The sequence below is a fragment of the Cupriavidus sp. 01L45 genome (genome assembly GCF_056399885.1).
The window spans coordinates 51,613-70,147 of the sequence record NZ_JBFTSG010000051.1 but is presented as its reverse complement, the minus strand read 5'-3'; the positions used below and the strand labels follow the sequence as shown (position 1 = coordinate 70,147).

The 18,535-nt window shown below is 64.8% G+C and carries 15 protein-coding genes; 8 read left to right on the top strand and 7 right to left on the bottom strand.

The genetic code is table 11. From position 1 onward, the window contains the following. The first annotated feature begins 340 nt into the window (after positions 1 to 340). Positions 341 to 1,219, top strand: coding sequence for an EamA family transporter (locus AC1DT6_RS29515; RefSeq protein ID WP_441630651.1), 879 nt, complete (start codon positions 341 to 343; stop codon positions 1,217 to 1,219). A gap of 46 nt (positions 1,220 to 1,265) precedes the next feature. On the opposite strand, the gene AC1DT6_RS29510 is transcribed toward AC1DT6_RS29515, so the two are convergent. Beyond that, the gene (locus tag AC1DT6_RS29510) at positions 1,266 to 1,958 is read right to left on the bottom strand and encodes a GntR family transcriptional regulator (protein ID WP_477115159.1); all 693 of its coding nucleotides are present in this window, start codon (positions 1,956 to 1,958) and stop codon (positions 1,266 to 1,268) included. Between the two features lie 204 nt (positions 1,959 to 2,162). After that, positions 2,163 to 3,782 (bottom strand): OpgD/OpgG family glucan biosynthesis protein, encoded by a 1,620-nt coding sequence (locus AC1DT6_RS29505; protein WP_441630645.1) that lies wholly within the window; start codon positions 3,780 to 3,782, stop codon positions 2,163 to 2,165. Positions 3,783 to 4,051: 269 nt separating this feature from the next. Between AC1DT6_RS29505 and AC1DT6_RS29500 the strand changes: the two genes are divergently transcribed. Further along, complete coding sequence (locus AC1DT6_RS29500) at positions 4,052 to 5,026, top strand: 2-dehydropantoate 2-reductase (protein WP_441630643.1); 975 nt, start codon at positions 4,052 to 4,054, stop codon at positions 5,024 to 5,026. Between the two features lie 233 nt (positions 5,027 to 5,259). Continuing rightward, entirely contained in the window at positions 5,260 to 5,979 is a 720-nt protein-coding gene (locus AC1DT6_RS29495; protein ID WP_035862714.1) for a GntR family transcriptional regulator, read from the top strand. Positions 5,980 to 6,059: 80 nt separating this feature from the next. On the opposite strand, the gene sucD is transcribed toward AC1DT6_RS29495, so the two are convergent. Beyond that, positions 6,060 to 6,944, bottom strand: a complete 885-nt coding sequence (gene sucD, locus AC1DT6_RS29490) for a succinate--CoA ligase subunit alpha (protein WP_441630640.1) — start codon at positions 6,942 to 6,944, stop codon at positions 6,060 to 6,062. A gap of 1 nt (position 6,945) precedes the next feature. Beyond that, positions 6,946 to 8,175, bottom strand: a complete 1,230-nt coding sequence (gene sucC / locus AC1DT6_RS29485; protein WP_441630638.1) for an ADP-forming succinate--CoA ligase subunit beta — start codon at positions 8,173 to 8,175, stop codon at positions 6,946 to 6,948. Positions 8,176 to 8,638: 463 nt separating this feature from the next. On the opposite strand from sucC, the gene AC1DT6_RS29480 reads away from it, so the two are divergent. From AC1DT6_RS29480 to AC1DT6_RS29465, 4 genes are all read left to right on the top strand, one after another. Next, positions 8,639 to 10,393 carry a thiamine pyrophosphate-binding protein gene (locus AC1DT6_RS29480; RefSeq protein WP_035862722.1) on the top strand — a complete coding sequence of 585 codons (1,755 nt, stop codon included), beginning with the start codon at positions 8,639 to 8,641 and terminating at the stop codon, positions 10,391 to 10,393. A gap of 21 nt (positions 10,394 to 10,414) precedes the next feature. Further along, a complete protein-coding gene (gene frc, locus AC1DT6_RS29475) occupies positions 10,415 to 11,644 on the top strand; it encodes a formyl-CoA transferase (RefSeq protein ID WP_441630636.1) in 1,230 nt (409 codons plus the stop codon). A gap of 140 nt (positions 11,645 to 11,784) precedes the next feature. Continuing rightward, positions 11,785 to 13,914, top strand: coding sequence for an acetate--CoA ligase family protein (locus AC1DT6_RS29470; RefSeq protein WP_477115158.1), 2,130 nt, complete (start codon positions 11,785 to 11,787; stop codon positions 13,912 to 13,914). 110 nt (positions 13,915 to 14,024) lie between these two features. Beyond that, the gene (locus tag AC1DT6_RS29465; protein WP_441630632.1) at positions 14,025 to 14,798 is read left to right on the top strand and encodes a fumarylacetoacetate hydrolase family protein; all 774 of its coding nucleotides are present in this window, start codon (positions 14,025 to 14,027) and stop codon (positions 14,796 to 14,798) included. A gap of 41 nt (positions 14,799 to 14,839) precedes the next feature. Here the strand turns inward: AC1DT6_RS29465 and AC1DT6_RS29460 are convergent, their stop codons facing one another. From AC1DT6_RS29460 to AC1DT6_RS29450, 3 genes are all read right to left on the bottom strand, one after another. Beyond that, entirely contained in the window at positions 14,840 to 15,406 is a 567-nt protein-coding gene (locus AC1DT6_RS29460) for a cupin domain-containing protein (protein ID WP_441630630.1), read from the bottom strand. Between the two features lie 167 nt (positions 15,407 to 15,573). Further along, entirely contained in the window at positions 15,574 to 15,879 is a 306-nt protein-coding gene (locus AC1DT6_RS29455) for a LysR family transcriptional regulator (RefSeq protein ID WP_477115157.1), read from the bottom strand. Between the two features lie 98 nt (positions 15,880 to 15,977). After that, a complete protein-coding gene (locus AC1DT6_RS29450) occupies positions 15,978 to 16,919 on the bottom strand; it encodes a LysR substrate-binding domain-containing protein (protein WP_477115156.1) in 942 nt (313 codons plus the stop codon). A gap of 212 nt (positions 16,920 to 17,131) precedes the next feature. Here AC1DT6_RS29450 and oxlT point away from each other — a divergent pair, with 212 nt between their 5' ends. Continuing rightward, complete coding sequence (gene oxlT, locus AC1DT6_RS29445; RefSeq protein WP_477102566.1) at positions 17,132 to 18,466, top strand: oxalate/formate MFS antiporter; 1,335 nt, start codon at positions 17,132 to 17,134, stop codon at positions 18,464 to 18,466. The last annotated feature ends 69 nt before the right edge of the window (positions 18,467 to 18,535 follow it).

Below are 18,535 nucleotides of genomic sequence, written 5' to 3'. Positions count from 1 at the left end.
GCGCCACGTCCAGGTCGACACGCTCCACCGTCCATGGCGCAGTCACGCCAAGCAGCTGCCGGTACAGTTCCACGCTGTCCATCGCACACCTCCTTACCAAGCCATGCGCGAAAGCGTACTACCTACCCACACGAAAGTCTGAAGAACCTTATTTGATACTCACCGGGTCGCGGTTAGCGCTCACCGGCTTCCACTTTCGGCTGCCGCCTTCCGGGTAGACCAGTCTCCCTGCCTTGTGAGTTTGCCTAACAACGCTTGCCAGGCGTTTTCCTTTTGAAGCCGTGCGGGATGGCGTTATCGTGGAGGCCCCTGTCTTCTGCGGCACTCCGCGCTCGCCATGCTGTCGCCCCGCCTCGTCCTTTGCCTGCTGATCACCTATCTGGTTTGGGGCACGACCTATCTCGCAATCCGCTTCACGCTGGAGAGCTTCCCGCCGTTCCTGATGATGGGCTCGCGCTTTGTCTGCGCGGGCCTGCTGCTGGCGTTGTGGCTGCGGTATCGCGGTGCTGCCATGCCGACGCTGCGCCAGTTGCGCAATTGCGCCGTGCTGGCGGGTTTCCTGCTGGTCGGCGGCATGGGGCTGACTGCGGTGGCCGAGCAGACCATTTCCTCCGGAGCGACCACCGTGATGATCGGCGCGATGCCTATCTTTGGTTTGTTCTGGGGATTCTGCTTCGGCGGGCGGCCGCGCTGGTATGAGGGGCTGGCCATCGCGCTGGGCAGCCAGGGCATCCTGGTGCTGACCGGCGGCGCGGAATTCCGCGCGAGTGCCACCGGGGTTGTGGCATTGCTGACGGCCATTGCCAGCTGGTCGTTCGGCTCGCAGCTCGCCAGGCACCTGGACCTGCCACGCGGCGCGGTGGCGTTTGCCGCGGAGATGCTGCTGGGTGGGGCAATCCTGCTGGCGCTTTCCGCTGCGCTCGGCGAACCCTGGCCGCGTACCGTCAGCAGCCAGGCGTGGTGGGCCTGGGTTTATCTGGTGGTGGCGGGATCGCTGGTGGCGTTTTCCGCCTACATGCATCTGGTGGCGAACGTCTCGCCGACGATTTCCAGCAGCTATGTCTATGTCAACCCGCCGGTGGCCCTGGCTGTAGGCGCCTGGCTGGGCAGCGAGCAGATCGCGCCGCAGACCCTGGGTGCGGTGGCGCTGATCCTGGGGGCGCTTGCGGTGCTTAGCCTGGGTACCTGGCGCGGCGCGCGGGCGGTCGCGGCGGCGTGACTTCAGGAGGCCGGAGGCCGCCCGAGGCAACTGGCGGGGCGGCGGCTCAGGATTCGGATTGTTCTTCGATCCACATCGACAGGCGTGCCTTGTAGGCCTGCTGGATATGCCGGCGCGTGATCTGCTCGGCGAGCGCGGGCTCGCGCTGTTCCAGGGCTTCCACCAGTGCGATGTGGTCTTCGTAGGAAACCTGCGCGCGTCCCGGCAGCGCCAGCGTGGTGCGGCCCAGCAGCGCCATCGACTCGTGCAGGGAGCGTAGCGTCTTGAGCAGGTAGCGGTTGTGCGCGCAACGGTGCAGGGTTTCGTGGAAGAGCCGGTTGTTGGCGGCGAGCTTGTCGGGCTGGTCGGCGATGGCGAGGTCGCGCTGGACGATATCGCGCAGCAGCGAGATTTCCACATCGGTGGCGTGGCGCGCGGCGAGCGCGGCGGCGGTGCCTTCCAGCACCTCGCGCATGACATAGAGCTCGCTGACCATGCTGGCGTCGAGTCGCGTCACCATCATGCCGCGGTTGGGCTCGTTGACGACGAGGCCTTCGGACTCCAGGCGCGATAGCGCTTCGCGCACCGGCGTGCGCGACAGTCCCAGCGTGGCCGCCAGCTCCACTTCGCGCAGGCGGGTGCCGGAGGGCAGTTGCCCAGCCTGGATGGCGTTGCGCAGGTGCTGGTAGGCCCRCTCGGCGCGGGGCAGGGAATCGTCGGGACCGGTGCCGGCAGCGCCGGCGAGATCTGCGGAAATCATGGGAGCGGTCGAAACCGTGGTCGTTATGTGTTGTTGTCGTAATGGCGCAAGGCGCGGCAGCCGGGGAGGGTGGACAGCCGGCTGCCTGGTTGCCGTGATGATACCCGCTTCACGCGCGGCAACATCATGCCAGCAGTATGTCCGTCACCAGCCTGCTCAGAGCGGCGGGCATCGCCCGGCCATCGTGCGGGATGCCGCCAACGCTCAAGTGCCATGGCCAGTCGGCGAGTTGAACGGGTGGTACTGGTAAAGCCAGGTTTCCGACAGCGGCTTGCCGTCCAGGCGCAGGAACAGGCGCAGGTCGATCGGTTCCTTGCCTTCGGCGGTGAGATCGAACTGGGCACGCCAGTGCCCGGCGACGCCATTGGGCACCGCTTCGGTAAATATATAGGAAAAGGTGCCGCGCGAACTGCTCAGTACCGCTTCCGGCTTGGTGCCGTAGGGCAGTTTCTCCAGCGGCGCCCCCTTGAACTCCACCATGAACTTGCGCACGCCTTGCGGGCGTGCCTGTCCGGGCTGCCCGCCGTTGCCCAGCCGGGTAGCCACGCAACGCGCCAGCGGGCTCGGATAAGGCTCGTCGGCCAGCCAGTGCAGCCGGTAGCGCAAGCGGAAGCTGCTGCCGGCCTTGGCCTGTGCCTTGGGCACCCACATCGCGACGATGTTGTCGTGGATCTCGTCGTCGGTGGGAATTTCTATCAGTTGCACCGTGCCCGCGCCCCAGCCGTCGCGCGGCTCGACCCACAGGCTGGGCCGCCGCTCGTAATGGACGCCATCCTGGTAGTGATCGAAGTTGCGATCGCGCTGCAGCAGGCCGAAGCCGCGCGGATTGTCATCGCCAAAGCTCGAAGCCATGGTGCGCGGCGGGTTGTTGAGCGGGCGCCAGATATGTTCGCCGGCCCCGTTCCAGATCGCCAGGCCGTCGGAATCGTGCACTTCAGGGCGCCAGTCCACGGCGGTGCCCTTGCTGGCTTCCGAGAACCAGCACATCGACGTCAGCGGCGTCAGGCCCAGGCGCGCCACATCCTTGCGCAGGAACAGCGCGCAATCGATATCCATCAGCACGCCTTTGCCGCGCTGCATGACGAAGCGGTACGCGCCGGCCACGCTGGGGCCATCGAGCAGGGCATAGACCGTGACGCTGTCGCCGTTGCCCGCGGGCGTCTCGAAATAGAAATGCGTGAAGCTCGGAAACTCCTCCGGCTTGCCGGTCTCGGCCACGTCGATGGCAATGCCGCGCGCGGACAGGCCGTACTGGTAGAGTTCGCCGATGGCGCGGAAATACGAGGCGCCAAGGAAGGCCACCCAGTCGTTCTTCTTCCAGTCGAGTTTCTTCTGGTCGGCCAGGCGGCTTTCCTGGAAGCGGAAGCCGGCAAAGCCGCTGCCGCGCGCCAGCTTGCGCGCCGGGCTGTCGGCCGGCATGTCGAAATACGACTCGTCATACACGATCTCGCGCGCCGCCGGCGCGCCCTTGGCGCTGTCGATCACGTGCATGCGCACCGGCTGGCGGAAGAAGGTGCCCAGGTGGAAGAAGGTCACCGGGAACTGGCCGGGCCCGTCCGCGAACAGCGCGTCATCGGTCTTGAAGCGAATCTTGCCGTGCGCCTCGTAGTCGATCCTGGCGAGGATGTCGGCCGGTGCCGTGGCGGGGGGCGCATAAGCCCGGCCAGCCAGGGTGCGGGCTTGCTCAATCAGGGTGTCGAAGCTGAAGGGGCGGGCGTCGCCCAGCTTGATCTTGCCGGCCGCCAGCACGGATGGTGTGATGCCGAGGGCCGCCAGGGCGGCGGAAGCGGTCGCGGAAACGAGCAGGGTGCGGCGATTCATCATCGAAGGCAGGGATCCTTGGCGCAACACGCCGGAATGGGCAGAACTCTAAATGACGCTTGGGGTGAAGGAAAGTTCGGAAAAGGGTGATTGAAAGTGCTGTAAATGGCATTTTTTGGCTTAAACGGCCACCGAGATCCCGCGCAGCGTAGATGGCGGTGCCACACGTGTCCGGGGCGCCGCCCTGCAAGATTGAGGTTGTACTCTTTTTCTGTGGGATATAGTATGTGATATATCAATGGATATACCCATAAAACCACAGGAGACAACTGATGAAAGTGTGTATCTATGGTGCCGGCGCCATCGGCGGCTATATCGGCGTTCAGCTTGCCCTGGCGGGCGCCGAAGTCAGCCTGGTCGCACGCGGCCCCCACCTCGCCGCGATGAAGGCCGACGGCCTGCGCCTGCTGTGCGACGGGGAGGAGCGGGTGGCCAGGGTCAACTGCACCGACGACCCCGCCCAGCTGGGGCCGCAGGATTACGTCTTCATCACCTTGAAGGCGCATTCCGTGCCGGGCGTGGTGGACCTGATGCAGCCCTTGCTCGGGCCGAAGACGGCCATCGTGACTGGCGTGAACGGCATTCCCTACTGGTACTTCCATCAGCATGGCGGCCCGCTGGCCGGTACCACGCTGGAAAGCGTGGACCCGGGCGGGCGCCAGTGGCGCGGCCTGGGTCCCGAGCGTGCGATCGGCTGCGTGCTGTATCCCGCCGCGGAGATTGCCGAGCCCGGCGTCATTCGCCATGTCTACGGCAAGAAGTTCCCGCTCGGCGAGCCCGACGGCAGCAAGTCGGCGCGCGTCAGCCACCTGAGTGAAATGATGGTGGCCGCCGGGCTGGACGCGCCCATCCGCGACAATATCCGCGACGAGATCTGGCTCAAGCTGTGGGGCAACCTGTGCTTCAATCCGATCAGCGCGCTTACGCACGCCACGCTGGATATCATTACTTCCGATCCCGCCACCCGCGGGCTGTCGCGGGCGATGATGCTGGAAGCCCAGGCGATTGCCGAGCGCTTCGGTGTGCATTTCCGCGTCGACGTGGAGCGCCGCATCGACGGCGCCGGCGCGGTGGGTGCGCACAAGACTTCCATGCTGCAGGATCTGGAAGCGGGGCGCGCGATGGAGATCGACCCCTTGCTGACCGTGGTGCAGGAAATGGGGCGGCTGGTGCGGCAGCCCACGCCGATGGTGGACACGGTGCTGGGCCTGATCAAGCAGCGCGAAAGGATGGCGCAGGCGGCTTGAGCGGGATGGCCGGGCAGGCATTCCGGTAGCACATGGCCGCGCCGGCCCACTACGGCGGCGCACCATGTGATATACCATATACGTAAAACCGCCGTTCCCGGCAGCCGATTTATGTCAATTGTGCATTTTGCTATGCATTCGACTCATGTGATGGCTGCTTTTGGTAAGCTAGGCGGCAAGCTGCCGGCCACTGCCCTGTGCGCCGAGGCGCTGGTATCAACAAGAGCCCATTCATGTCTGTGCAAAGCCCATCCGCCGTTCAGCCAGCTGGACTGACCCTGTCCCTGCAACCCATCAATGCGGGCGCCAGCCTGCGCGACCAGGCGTACGCCATGCTGCGCCAGGCCATTGCCGACGCCGATATCTATCAGTCGACCGAGGAAATCCGGCTGGACGAGCGTGTCCTGAGCGAAGCGCTGGGCGTGAGCCGCACCCCCATCCGCGAAGCCATGACGCTCCTGGAGCAGGAGGGTTTCCTGCGTACGGTGCCGCGGCGCGGCATCTACATCATGCGCAAGACCAAGCGCGAGATCGTGGAAATGATCCAGGTGTGGGCGGCGCTGGAGAGCATGGCCGCGCGCCTCGCCACCTTGCATGCCAGCGACGCGGAGATCGCGCAGTTGCGCCATATGTTCGACAGCTTCCGCGATGCGACCCCGGCTGAGCATATCGAGGAGTACTCCGACGCGAATATCGCCTTTCACCAGGCGATCGTGCAGTTGTCGAAGTCGCAGATCATCATGGACTCGATCAAGAATATCTTTGTCCATGTGCGCGCGATACGGAAGATGACGATCTCGCAGAGTGATCGCGCCTCGCGTTCCATCGTCGATCATTTGCGGATTATCGAGGCGCTGGAGAAGCGCGATACCGAGCTGGCGGAGAAGCTGGTGCGCCAGCATTCGCTGGACCTCGCCGACTATGTCGAAAAGCACTGCGATTTCCTCGATTGAGCAGCAAGCGTACCGGACGCCATGGCAATAAGAAAAACGGCGGATATTGTCCGCCGTTTTTCATTGACAACGCCAACGTGCTACGCGCCCATCGCCGCCACCATGGTTTTGCCCAGTTCGGCCGGCGAACGCGCTACCCGGATGCCGGCGGCGCGCATGGCGTCGATCTTTGCCTCGGCGGTCCCCATGCCGCCGGAGATGATGGCCCCTGCATGCCCCATGCGCCGGCCCGGCGGGGCGGTGGTGCCGGCGATAAAACCCACCACGGGTTTGGCCTGCCCGCCGCTGCGCGCATCGCGCAGGAACTGCGCGGCTTCTTCCTCGGCAGAGCCGCCGATCTCGCCGATCATGATGATGCCTTCGGTGTCGTCGTCGGCCAGGAACATCTGCAGGCAATCGATAAAGTTGGTGCCGTTGACCGGATCGCCGCCGATGCCGATGCAGGTGCTCTGCCCGAGCCCGGCGGCCGTGGTTTGCGCCACCGCTTCATAAGTCAGCGTGCCGGAACGGGACACCACGCCGATCTTGCCGGGGCGATGGATATGGCCCGGCATGATGCCGATCTTGCATTGTCCCGGCGTGATCACGCCCGGACAATTTGGCCCGACCAGACGGCTGCCCGAACCGGATAGCGCGCGCTTGACCCGCACCATATCGATCACCGGGATGCCTTCGGTAATGCACACGATCAGGCCGATGCCCGCGTCCACGGCTTCCAGGATGGCGTCGGCAGCGAAGGGCGGGGGCACGTAGATGACCGAGGCGTCGGCGCCCGTGCGCTCCACCGCGGCGGCTACGGTGTCGAACACCGGGAGCCCGAGATGCGTCTCGCCGCCCTTGCCGGGGGTGACGCCGCCGACCATGCGCGTGCCGTAGGCCAGCGCCTGTTCGGAGTGGAAGGTACCTTGCGCGCCGGTGAAGCCCTGACAGATTACCTTGGTGTCTTGATGGATCAGTACGGCCATGTCATTTCCCTCCCTTATCGCCGTTATTGCCAGTTTGCACGACGCCTTGAACGGCCTTGACCACTTTCTCCGCGGCGTCGGCAAGGTGGTCGGCCGACAGGATCGGCAAGCCGGAGTCGCGCAGGATGGCCTTGCCGAGTTCCACGTTGGTGCCTTCCAGCCGGACCACCAGCGGGACCGTCAGGTCGATCTCGCGCGCGGCGGCCACCACGCCTTCGGCGATCACGTCGCAGCGCATGATGCCGCCGAAGATATTGACCAGGATGCCCTTGACCTTGGGGTCGTCGAGGATCAGGCGGAATGCCGCCGTCACACGTTCCCTGGTGGCGCCGCCACCCACGTCGAGGAAGTTGGCCGGCTCCCCGCCATAGAGCTTGATGATGTCCATGGTGGCCATGGCCAGCCCGGCGCCGTTGACCATGCAGCCGATGCTGCCGTCGAGCTTGACGTAGTTCAGCCCATGGCGGGCCGCCGCGGATTCGGCGGGATCTTCCTCGGTTTCGTCGCGCAAGGCTTCGATGTCCGGATGGCGGTACAGCGCGTTGTCGTCGAAGTTGAACTTGGCGTCGAGCGCGATCACGTCGCCAGCGCGCGTCACCACCAGCGGGTTGATTTCGACCACCGACGCGTCCAGCTCGGTAAATGCACGGTAGGCCGAGAGGATAAAGCGCGATGCCGCGCTGACCTGCTTGCCGGTCAGCCCCAGCCCAAAGGCCAGGCGGCGCGCGTGGAAGGGCTGGATGCCGCTGGCCGGCTCGATCGCGACTTTCAGGATTTTCTCCGGCGTGCGGGCCGCGACTTCCTCGATTTCCATGCCGCCTTCGGTGGAGGCCATCAGCGTGATGCGGGAGGTGGCGCGGTCGATCAGCATGCCCAGGTATAGCTCGCGGGCAATCTCGCAGCCTTCTTCTACATATAGGCGGCGCACTTCGCGGCCGGCTTCTCCGGTCTGCTTGGTGACCAGCACTTTGCCGAGCATCTGTTCGGCCTGCGTACGCACGGCATCGACTGACTTGACCACGCGCACGCCGCCCTTGCCGCCCGGATCGCCGGCAAAGCGGCCGGCGCCGCGGCCGCCGGCATGGATCTGGGACTTCACCACCCAGACCGATCCGCCGATCTTGCGTGCCGCGCTGGCGGCTTCCTCCGGGGTAAACGCAACGGCCCCGCGCGGCACGGCCACGTCGAAGCGCCTGAGCAATTCCTTGGCCTGATATTCGTGAATGTTCACAAGTCTCCTCGCTCTTGGTGATGCGGGTGCCGGCGAGCCGCGAAACCGGATGGTCCGGCAAGACGCGCTGTGAAATATGGTATGTAATATATCAACGAGAAACAAGCGAATTTTCCACGAAGCGGAGGCTGGGGCCGGGGCGCTCATCAGCTGTGCGGAAACGGAATGAATCGGCACGTATTCAGCAATTGTTCTTATTTGTCATCCATCTTGCGGCGATTTGCTGCATCGCATCGTTGAAACTCCTGGGCAAGCATCCAAATTTCCCTTGAGCTTCGTTGATATATCACATACCGTATGTCATCAAGATCCTTCGAAATGGATCGATGGCGTCGCAGGGCCGGTGACATGCAGGGTAGGCACCGGCCAGGCAGCAAAGCAGCAAAGGGCGAACGGGTGTCGTGACAACGGGCCAGGTCCGCGTCACAGCCTGTCGCAACCCAGTCAACGAGGAGACCAAGACATGTCTGCAGTCGCACCCACGCGGTCCGAATCCACCACGGCCGAAGACACCCTGAAGCAGAAGACCCGCGATGCCGGCGTTATTTCCGGCGGCCACCTGGTAGCGCGGGCCCTGAAGAACGAAGGCGTCGACACCATCTTCACGCTCTGTGGCGGCCATATCATCGACATTTACGACGGCTGCGTGGACGAGGGCATCCGCATCATCGACGTGCGCCACGAGCAGGTAGCCGCTCATGCGGCGGACGGCTACGCGCGCCAGACCGGCAAGCTGGGCTGCGTGGTGACCACCGCAGGTCCGGGCTGCACCAACGCCGTGACCGGCGTGGCGACGGCCTTCCGCTCGGAAAGCCCGATCATTCACATCGGCGGGCAGGGTGCCCTGTCCCAGCACAAGATGGGTTCGCTGCAGGACCTGCCGCATGTCGACATGATGTCGCCCATCACCAAGTTCGCGGCCACCATCCCCAGCACCGAGCGCGTGGCGGACATGATCTCGATGGCGGCGCGCGAGTGCTTCAATGGCGCGCCCGGCCCGTCGTACCTGGAAATCCCGCGCGACGTGCTCGACCGCGAAGTCGATGCGGCGCGCGCGGTGATTCCGCGCCCCGGCCACTATCGCGCTTCCACTAAATCGATTGGCGACCCGAAGGATATCGAGCGCCTGGCCGACATCCTGGTCAATGCCGAGCGCCCGGCGATTCTCTACGGCCAGCAGGTCTGGACCGCGCGCGGGCATGAGGAAGCCATCGCGCTGCTCAAGGGCCTGGATATTCCCGGCTACTTCAACGGCGCCAGCCGTGGCTTGCTGCCGCCGGGCGATCCGCACCACTTCGACCGCACCCGTACGCAAGCTTTCGCCAATGCCGACGTACTGATCATCGTGGGCACGCCGTTCGACTTCCGCATGGGCTATGGCAAGCGCATCAGCAAGGAGCTGACGCTGGTGCAGATCGACATGGATTACCGCACGGTTGGCAAGAACCGCGAGATCGACCTTGGCCTGGTGGGCGACCCCGGCGCCATCCTCGGTGCGGTGCTGCAGGCTGCCAGCGGCCGCATCAAGAACGACAAGCGCCAGGCGCGGCAGAAATGGATGGGCCAGCTGACCGAAGCCGAGGCCGTCGCCACCGCCAAGCTGATGCCGCTGTTCCGCTCGGAAAACACGCCGATCCATCCGTACCGCGTGGCCTATGAACTGAATGAGTTCCTGTCGGACGACACGGTCTACATCGGCGACGGCGGCGACGTGGTGACCATTTCCGCGCAGGCGGTGCGTCCGCGCCGTCCCGGGCAGTGGATGGACCCGGGCGCGCTGGGCTCGCTGGGCGTCGGCACAGGCTTTGCCATCGCCGCCGGCCTGGCCAACCCGAACAAGGAAATCCTCTGCTACTACGGTGACGGCTCGTTCGGCATGACGGCGTTCGACATGGAAACCGCCAACCGTTTTGGCGTGCCCTACCTGGCGGTGATCGGCAACAACTCCGCCATGAACCAGATCCGCTACGGCCAGCTCGCCAAGTACGGCGACGAGCGCGGCAACGTCGGCAACCTACTGTCGGACGTGCCGTTCTCCAAGTTCGCCGAAATGCTGGGCGGCTATGGCGAGGAAGTGCGCGAGCCGGGCAAGATCGCCGGCGCATTGCAGCGCGGACGCGAGGCGGTGCAGCGCACCGGAAAATCGGCCGTGATCAATATTTGGGTGGACCCGCGCGAGTACGCGCCGGGCACCAAGAACCAGACCATGTACAAATAACCGGTGGCGAGGAGACAAACCATGAACAAGGCACTGGACGGTGTGCGGATCCTGGACATGACCCATGTGCAGGCCGGCCCTTCGGCCACCCAGCTGATGGCATGGCTGGGGGCCGACGTGATCAAGGTGGAGTTGCCGGGGCGCGGCGACATCACGCGCAGCCAGCTGCGCGATGTGCCCAACGCAGACAGCCTGTACTTCACCATGCTGAACTCCAACAAGCGCAGCCTCACGCTCAATATGAAGACGCCGGAGGGCAAGGCGCTGCTGGAAGACCTGGTGCGGCGCTGCGACGTGCTGGTGGAGAACTTCGGCCCCGGCGTGCTGGACCGCGCCGGCTTCGACTGGGACCGCCTGCAGACGCTGAACCCGCGGCTGATCTACGCGTCGATCAAGGGCTTCGGCCCGGGACCGTTCGCGGACTGCAAGGCCTATGAGAACGTGGCCCAGTGCATGGGCGGCTCGGCCAGCACCACCGGCACGGCGGATGGCGCGCCGACAGTCACCGGCGCGCAGATCGGAGACTCCGGCACTGGCATCCACTGCGTGGTGGGCATCCTGGCGGCACTGCTGCAACGCGAGCATTCCGGGCGTGGCCAGCGCGTGGAAGTGGCGATGCAGGACTCCGTGCTCAACCTGTGCCGGGTCAAGCTGCGCGACCAGCAGCGCCTGGCCGCGGGGCCGATGCGCGAGTACCCCAACCAGGAGTTCGACGACTTCGTGCCGCGCGCGGGCAATGCCTCGGGCGGCGGCCAGCCCGGCGCCGCGCTGCGCTGCGCGCCCGGCGGCGCCAACGACTACGTCTACGTGATCGTGCAGCCGCAAGGCTGGGAGCCGCTGATGCGCTTGTGCGGCAGGGAGGAGCTGATCACCCATCCGCAGTTCGCCTCGCCGGAGGCCCGCCTCAAATGCCTGGAAGAGTGTTTCTCCATCATCGAGAAATGGACGCGCACGCGCACCAAGTTCGAAGTGATGGATGCCCTCAACGAGGTCGACGTGCCGTGCGGGCCGATCCTGTCGATGAAGGACCTGATCGAGGACAAGTCACTGTACGAGCGTGGCTACCTGGTGGAACTGGATCACCCGGAACGCGGCCAGTATGTGCAACTCGGCTGCCCGATCACCTTGTCGGCATCGCCGGTGGAGGTCGAGCGTTCGCCGCTGCTGGGCGAGCATACCGAAGAGATCCTCGACTGGCTGGGCCGCACGCCCGCGCAGATCGAAGCCTTGCGCGCCGCCGGGGCAGTCTGATGCCCTGAACGTACCCGAGGCACTTCAAGCGCTTCAAGCACTTCCCGCAGTGAGTTTGCAAGCCGCCCGCCCTCGCGCTTTCGCGCAAGGGCGCGGACCGGCTCATCCCTACGCAATCCATGAACAGATGGAGACCTGACATGGCACACAACAAGGACGCGGTGCGGAAGATTCTCGCCGCCGTGAAGGAAGAAGGCCGCAATGCACTGACTGCGCCCGAAGGCAAGCTGGTGTGCGATGCCTACGGCATTTCGGTGCCGGGCGAGGGCGTGGCCAGGACGCCGACCGGCGCAGTCGAGCTGGCTGACAAGATGGGGTATCCGGTAGTGCTCAAGATCGTCTCGCCCGACATCCTGCACAAGACCGAGGCCGGCGGCGTGCTGGTGGGCCTGAAAAGCGCCGCGGATGTGGAGCGCGGTTACCTGACCATCGTCGGGAATGCGAAGAAGTACGCTCCCAACGCCAATATCGTTGGCGTTCAGGTGCAGCAGATGATTACCGGCGGGCAGGAGGTCATCATTGGCGCCGTCACCGATCCGTCCTTCGGCAAGCTCGTGGCCTTCGGCCTGGGCGGCGTGCTGGTGGAAGTGCTCAAGGACATTACCTTCCGCATGGCCCCGGCCAGCCAGGAGGATGCGCTGTCGATGCTCGACGGCATTGCCGCCGCCGAAGTGCTCAAAGGCGTGCGCGGCGCCGATCCGGCCAATCGCGAGGCGCTGGCCGGCATGATCCAGCGCGTGTCGGAGCTGGTGAGCGATTTCCCGGATATCTCGGAGCTTGACCTTAACCCGGTATTCGCCAGCAAGGACGGCGCCATTGCCGCCGACGTGCGCATCGTGGTGGACTTCGCGCCGCAGCCGGAGCGCTATCGCCCCAGCCAGGAAGACATCGTCAGGCAGATGAACCGCATCATGCGTCCCGATTCGGTGGCCGTGATCGGCGCATCAAACGAGGACGGCAAGATCGGCAACTCGGTGATGAAGAACCTGATCAACGGCGGCTACTGGGGCAAGATCTACCCGATCCATCCCAAGGGTGGCGAGATCATGGGCATGACCGCGTACAAGAGCGTGCTCGACGTGCCGGGCGAGGTGGATGTGGCGGTGTTCGCCATTCCCGCCAAGCTGGTGGCCGGGGCGCTGGAAGAGGTGGGCGAGAAGCATATTCCAGGCGCGGTGCTGATTCCCTCAGGGTTTGCCGAGACCGGCAACGTGGAAGGGCAGGAAGAGATCGTCGCCATCGCGCGCAAGCACGATATCCGCTTGATGGGGCCGAATATCTACGGCTTCTACTACACGCCAAAGAACCTGTGCGCGACCTTCTGCACGCCTTACGATGTCAAGGGCAAGGCGGCGCTGTCGTCGCAGTCCGGCGGCATCGGCATGGCCATCATCGGCTTCTCGCGTTCGGCCAAGATGGGCGTTTCGGCCATTGTCGGGCTGGGCAACAAGTCCGATATCGATGAGGACGACCTGCTTACCTTCTTCGAGCAGGACGACAACACCGAGATCATCGCCCAGCACTGCGAGGACCTGAAGGACGGCCGCGCCTTCGCCGAAGCCGCAAAGCGGGTGTCGAAGAAGAAGCCGGTGGTGGTGCTCAAGGCCGGACGCACCAGCATGGGCGCGCGCGCCGCCAGTTCGCACACCGGCGCGCTGGCCGGCAACGATAAGATCTACGAGGACGTGTTCCGGCAGTGCGGCGTGATCCGTGCGCGCTCGCTGCGCGATCTGCTGGAGTATGCGCGGGGGATTCCGAAGCTGCCGACGCCCAAGGGCGAGAACGTGGTGATCATCACGGGCGCAGGCGGCTCGGGCGTGCTGTTGTCGGATGCGTGCGTGGACAACAACCTGTCGCTGATGACCATGCCGGACGATCTCGACGCGGCCTTCCGCAAGTTCATCCCGCCCTTTGGCGCGGCGGGCAACCCGGTCGATATCACCGGCGGCGAACCGCCATCCACCTACAAGAACACCCTGCGCCTGGGCATGGAGGACCCGCGCATCCACGCCATCATCCTGGGCTACTGGCACACCATCATCACGCCACCGATGGTGTTCGCGAAGCTGGTGGTGGAGGTGAAGGAGGAAATGGCGGCGCGTGGCATCGAGAAGCCGATCGTGGCCTCGCTGGCAGGCGACGTGCAGGTGGAGGAGGCAGCCGAGTACCTGTACGAACACGGCGTGCCGTCGTATGCCTACTCCACAGAGATCCCGGTCGCGGTGCTGGGCGCCAAATACARGTGGGCTCGCGGCGCCGGCAAGATCTGAGGGCAAGACCCAGCGGCAAGGCCGGGCCCGCCGCGCGCGGGCCCGGCTTTCGACAATGTGGGACAAGGGTGGACGCGGGCAGCATGCCGCGCCCGCCGGAGGAGTGGACTGTGCAAACGTGGATTCGCTTCCAGACCGGGGACGGGGAGATCGGTTTTGGCCGTATCGAGGGGGATCATGTCATCGAGTACGACGGCCCCGGCTACGCGCGGCCGGAACCCACCGGCGCGGCTTTGCCGCGCGAGGGGCTGCGCCTGCTGAGCCCGTGCGACCCGGGCAAGATCGTGGCGCTATGGAACAACTTCCATGCGCTGGCGCGCAAGCTCGAAAAACCGGTGCCGGCGCACCCGCTGTTCCTGATCAAGCCGGCGAGCTCGGTGGCTGGCCCGGGCGATGCCATCCTGCGGCCGCGCAGCTATGGGGGCAAGATCGTCTACGAGGGCGAACTGGGCATCGTGATCGGGCGCCGTTGCCGCAACGTGTCGCCGGAAGAGGCCGCCTCGCATATCTTTGGCTATACCGTGGTCAACGACGTGACCGCCGGAGAGATCATTGCCGAGGATCCCGCTTTCCCGCAATGGTGCCGCGCCAAGGGCTTCGATACCTTCGGCTGCCTGGGGCCGGCCATCGTCACGAATTTCGACTGGCGTGCCGCGTGCGTGGTGACGCGGCTGGACGGGGCGGAGCGGCAGAACTACCCGCTGTCGGACCTGATCTTCTCGCCTGAGCAGCAGGTCAGCCTGATCTCGCAGGATCTCACGCTGATGCCTGGCGACGTGATCGCCTGCGGCACTTCACTCGGTGTCGGATCGATGAAGGATGGCGCCGTGGTCGAGGTGACGATCGAGGGCATCGGTTCACTGGTCAACCACATGCGCGGCTGAGCGGGTGCGCGGGCGCGGGCAAGGCCAGCGCCCGGCAGGCGTCAGAGCGGCAGTGTCAGCAGCAGGGTCAGGGCGGAGGTGTCGCGCAGCCGGACGCGCCCGGCCAGCCAGCGCAATGCGTTGCATGCCGCGGCGCATCCCTTGCGCAGGCGGCGACTGAGCCCCAGCCGTGCAAGTACCCGCAGGGGGACATTCAGCACCAGTGGCACATGCTTGCGGCAGAAGGCGATCTTGCGCACATAGCCATCGACTTCCCACAGCCAGGTGGTGTCGGCGGGGAAATAGCCGATGTCGCCGGCCTTGAGCACATGGACCTGGCCGCCCGGGCTGGTTACCTTCACCTGCCCATCCAGGATAAACACGGTTTCCTCCCAGCCGTAGTACCACTCGAAGGTGCCGGTGGTGCATTCCCAGATATTGGTGGATGCCAGGCCATCGATCGCGCCCGAGTGCTGGGCGGCATGCGTCCGCGGGGCACCGGTACGGATCCAGGATGGTTCGATCGGACAGTTCTGCAATGCAAGCGCACGGGAGCTGGCGAACGTCCCCTCGCGGCGCTGAGCGCGGGCACCGGCTGGTGCGCCGGCTTCGAACATGTTCTGTCCCATGCCAGTCTCCGTTCCTGTGCGTAGTGGGCAGACCATAGCGCGCCACGTTCGCCGGCGGCAGTGCGCTGGCGCACATTCGGCGCGCGCAATACGGCACGCAGCAGGCAGAAAAGGGCGCTTTCCCGCGCCCTTTTCTGCCTGCTGCGTCGTGTCGGGCTACCGCTGCCTTAGTTCGCTTTCTGGYCCATCGCGCGAAGGTAATCGCACTTTTTGTCGAGAATCAGGCGGCTGAGGAAGTCAGCATCGTAGGCGTTGAGCAGGTGCGCGTGGTACTCCTCGATATAGCGCGCGATCCGGCTCTGTTCGCATTCGATACCGCACAGCCACGCGTACATCTCGCTGTCCCAGCGAAAGCGCAGGCCAAGCTCGGTGAATGCGGCGTTGTAGGCTGCGAGTTGCGATTCGTCGTTGGCGCGCGGGGCTGCGGCGTCGGCTTGGGCGGCGGGGCGGGCTTCGAACTGGACCTGGTTCATGATCGGACTCCTCGGGCGGCTATCAAAGGTGGGCCTGAGCTGAGGATAGGTTTGCCGATCAATTAACGATAATTAAAGTTTAACTGAATAACCATAAGTTATCGCTTATGCTTTATCAGCCTGTCCACACCGGTGATGCGCTGGATCAGGCTGGCCCCTTCTTCCATCAGGAAATGCTTGAAGGCGAGCGCCACCGGCGGCAGCCGCTTGTTTTTGCGATGCACCACATACCAGTTGAGCATTACCGGGAACCCCTCGATATCCAGCACGGCGAGATTGCCTGTCTGCAGTTCCAGCCCTACGGTATGCGCCGACAGGAAGGCGATGCCCATGTTGGCGATCACCGCCTGCTTGATGGTTTCGGTGCTCTTGATCTCCATGGCGATGCGCAGGTTGGACAGTCGCCCGGCGAAGCCTTCCTGCATGGAGTTCCAGGTGTCGGACCCTTTCTCGCGCGCGACGAAGGCTTCGTCTGCCAGAGCCGCGAGCGGGACGTTGCGCTCGCCCACCAGGCGGTGGTTGGGCGCGGCAACGATGACATAGGGGTGGGGCGCGAACGATTCGCTGATGGTGTCCATGCCTTCCGGCGGGCGAACCATCACCGCCAGGTCGGTCAGGTTGCCGGCAAGCTGGTGCAGCAATTCCTCGCGATTGTGCACTGCGAGATTGAGCGTCACGCCGGCATGCCGTTGCATGAATTCCGCCAGCAACCGCGGAAAAAAGTAATCGCCGGCGCTGATCACGGCCACATTGAGCCGCCCGCCGGAGATCCCTTTGAGCTGCGACATGGCGTCTTCCGCTTCGCGGAATTGCTGCATGATGCTGCGGCTGTAGTGCAGCATTTCAATCCCGGCCCGCGTGAGATAGATCTTCTTGCCGAGCTGTTCGAACAGCGGGAGTCCGACATGGCCTTCGAGCTGCCGCACCTGCGTCGATACCGCCGGCTGCGTCAGGTGTAGCTCTTCCGCCGCCCGCGAAAAGCTCAGGTGCCGGGCAACCGTCTCGAAAACCTTGAGCTGGCGCAGCGTCGCGTTCTTCATGCACTCATCCGCCCAATCTATAAAGGATCGTAAATGATCATAATAAAAAACTTTATGCTTAGCCGAACTTAGTTTGAACTAGCATCAGTCCACGGATGCACGTGCCGCAATGTCAGGCGCGCTCAATCAAGTAGTGACCAAGGGCTCCCCCTCACAGAGAAGCCTACCCGTCGCGCCGCAGAGCGCGATACGCACTATGCAGGAGACACGACATGGCGCATGACAATATGGCGGCCCCGGGCCGTTCGGGCTGGCTTGGCAATCGCTGGTTCCAGCTGGCAATCGGTGTGGTTTGCATGGGGCTGGTGGCGAACCTGCAGTACGGCTGGACTTTATTCGTGGGCCCGATGAATGCCAAGCACCACTGGGGCGAGTCCGCCATCCAGGTGGCCTTTTCCATCTTCATCGTGACCGAGACCTGGCTGGTGCCGCTGGAAGGCTGGCTGGTCGACAAGATCGGCCCGCGCCCGGTGGTGGCGGGCGGCGCGCTGTGCGCGGGGCTGGCCTGGGTCATCAACGCCTATGCGACGAGCCTGCCGCAGCTTTACCTCGCGGCGGTGATTGCCGGCATCGGCGCCGGCGGCGTCTACGGTACCTGCGTGGGCAATGCGCTCAAGTGGTTTCCGGACAAGCGCGGGCTGGCCGCCGGCCTGACTGCTGCCGGCTTCGGCGCGGGCTCGGCGCTCACCGTGATCCCCATCGCCAACATGATCCAGCGCTCCGGCTACGAGCACGCCTTTATCACCTTCGGCATCCTGCAAGGCATTTGCATCCTGCTGATGGCCTTGCTGCTGGTCAAGCCGCGTCCGCCCGCCGGCGCCGTGGCCGCCAAGGCGGTGCTGACCAATCCCATCGAGTTCACGCCGGGGCGGATGGTGAAGACGCCTGTGTTCTGGGTCATCTACGCGTCCTTTGTGGCGGTAGCGGCGGGCGGCATCATGGCCACCGCGCAGTTGGGACCGATCGCCCGGGACTTCGGTTTCGCATCGATGCCGGTGACGATGCTGGGATTCACGCTGCCGCTGCTTACCATGACGCTGTCGATCGATAACCTGTGCAATGGCCTGACGCGGCCGCTGTGCGGATTCATCTCGGACCGCATCGGGCGCGAGAACACCATGTTCTTTATCTTCATCGGCGAGGGGCTGTCGCTGCTCGGCCTGATGCAGTTCGGCCACAACCCGTACTGGTTCATGACGTTCGCGGCACTCACATTCCTGTTCTGGGGCGAGATTTTCTCGATCTTTCCCGCGCTGTGCGCCGACACCTTCGGCAGCAAGTTCGCTGCGGCCAACGCGGGCACCCTGTACACCGCCAAGGGCACGGCAGCGATGCTGGTACCGCTGGCCTCGGTCCTGTCGGCGCGAGGCGGGTGGGACGCGGTCTTTACGGTAGCGGCGGCCGTGACCATCGCCGCCGGACTGTCCGCCAAGTTCGTGCTGGCCCCGATGCGAAGGCGGTTTATCACCGGTCATGTCGAGTCCCTGGTGCCGGCGGCCGACAGCCCGGCCTACCTGGCGGGACTATCCCCCCGCAAGAGCGACTGAATCCCCAGCCGGGCCCGGACCGCGTCAAGCGAATCCGGGCCCGATTGCCATCACGATGCGCCGCGCCTC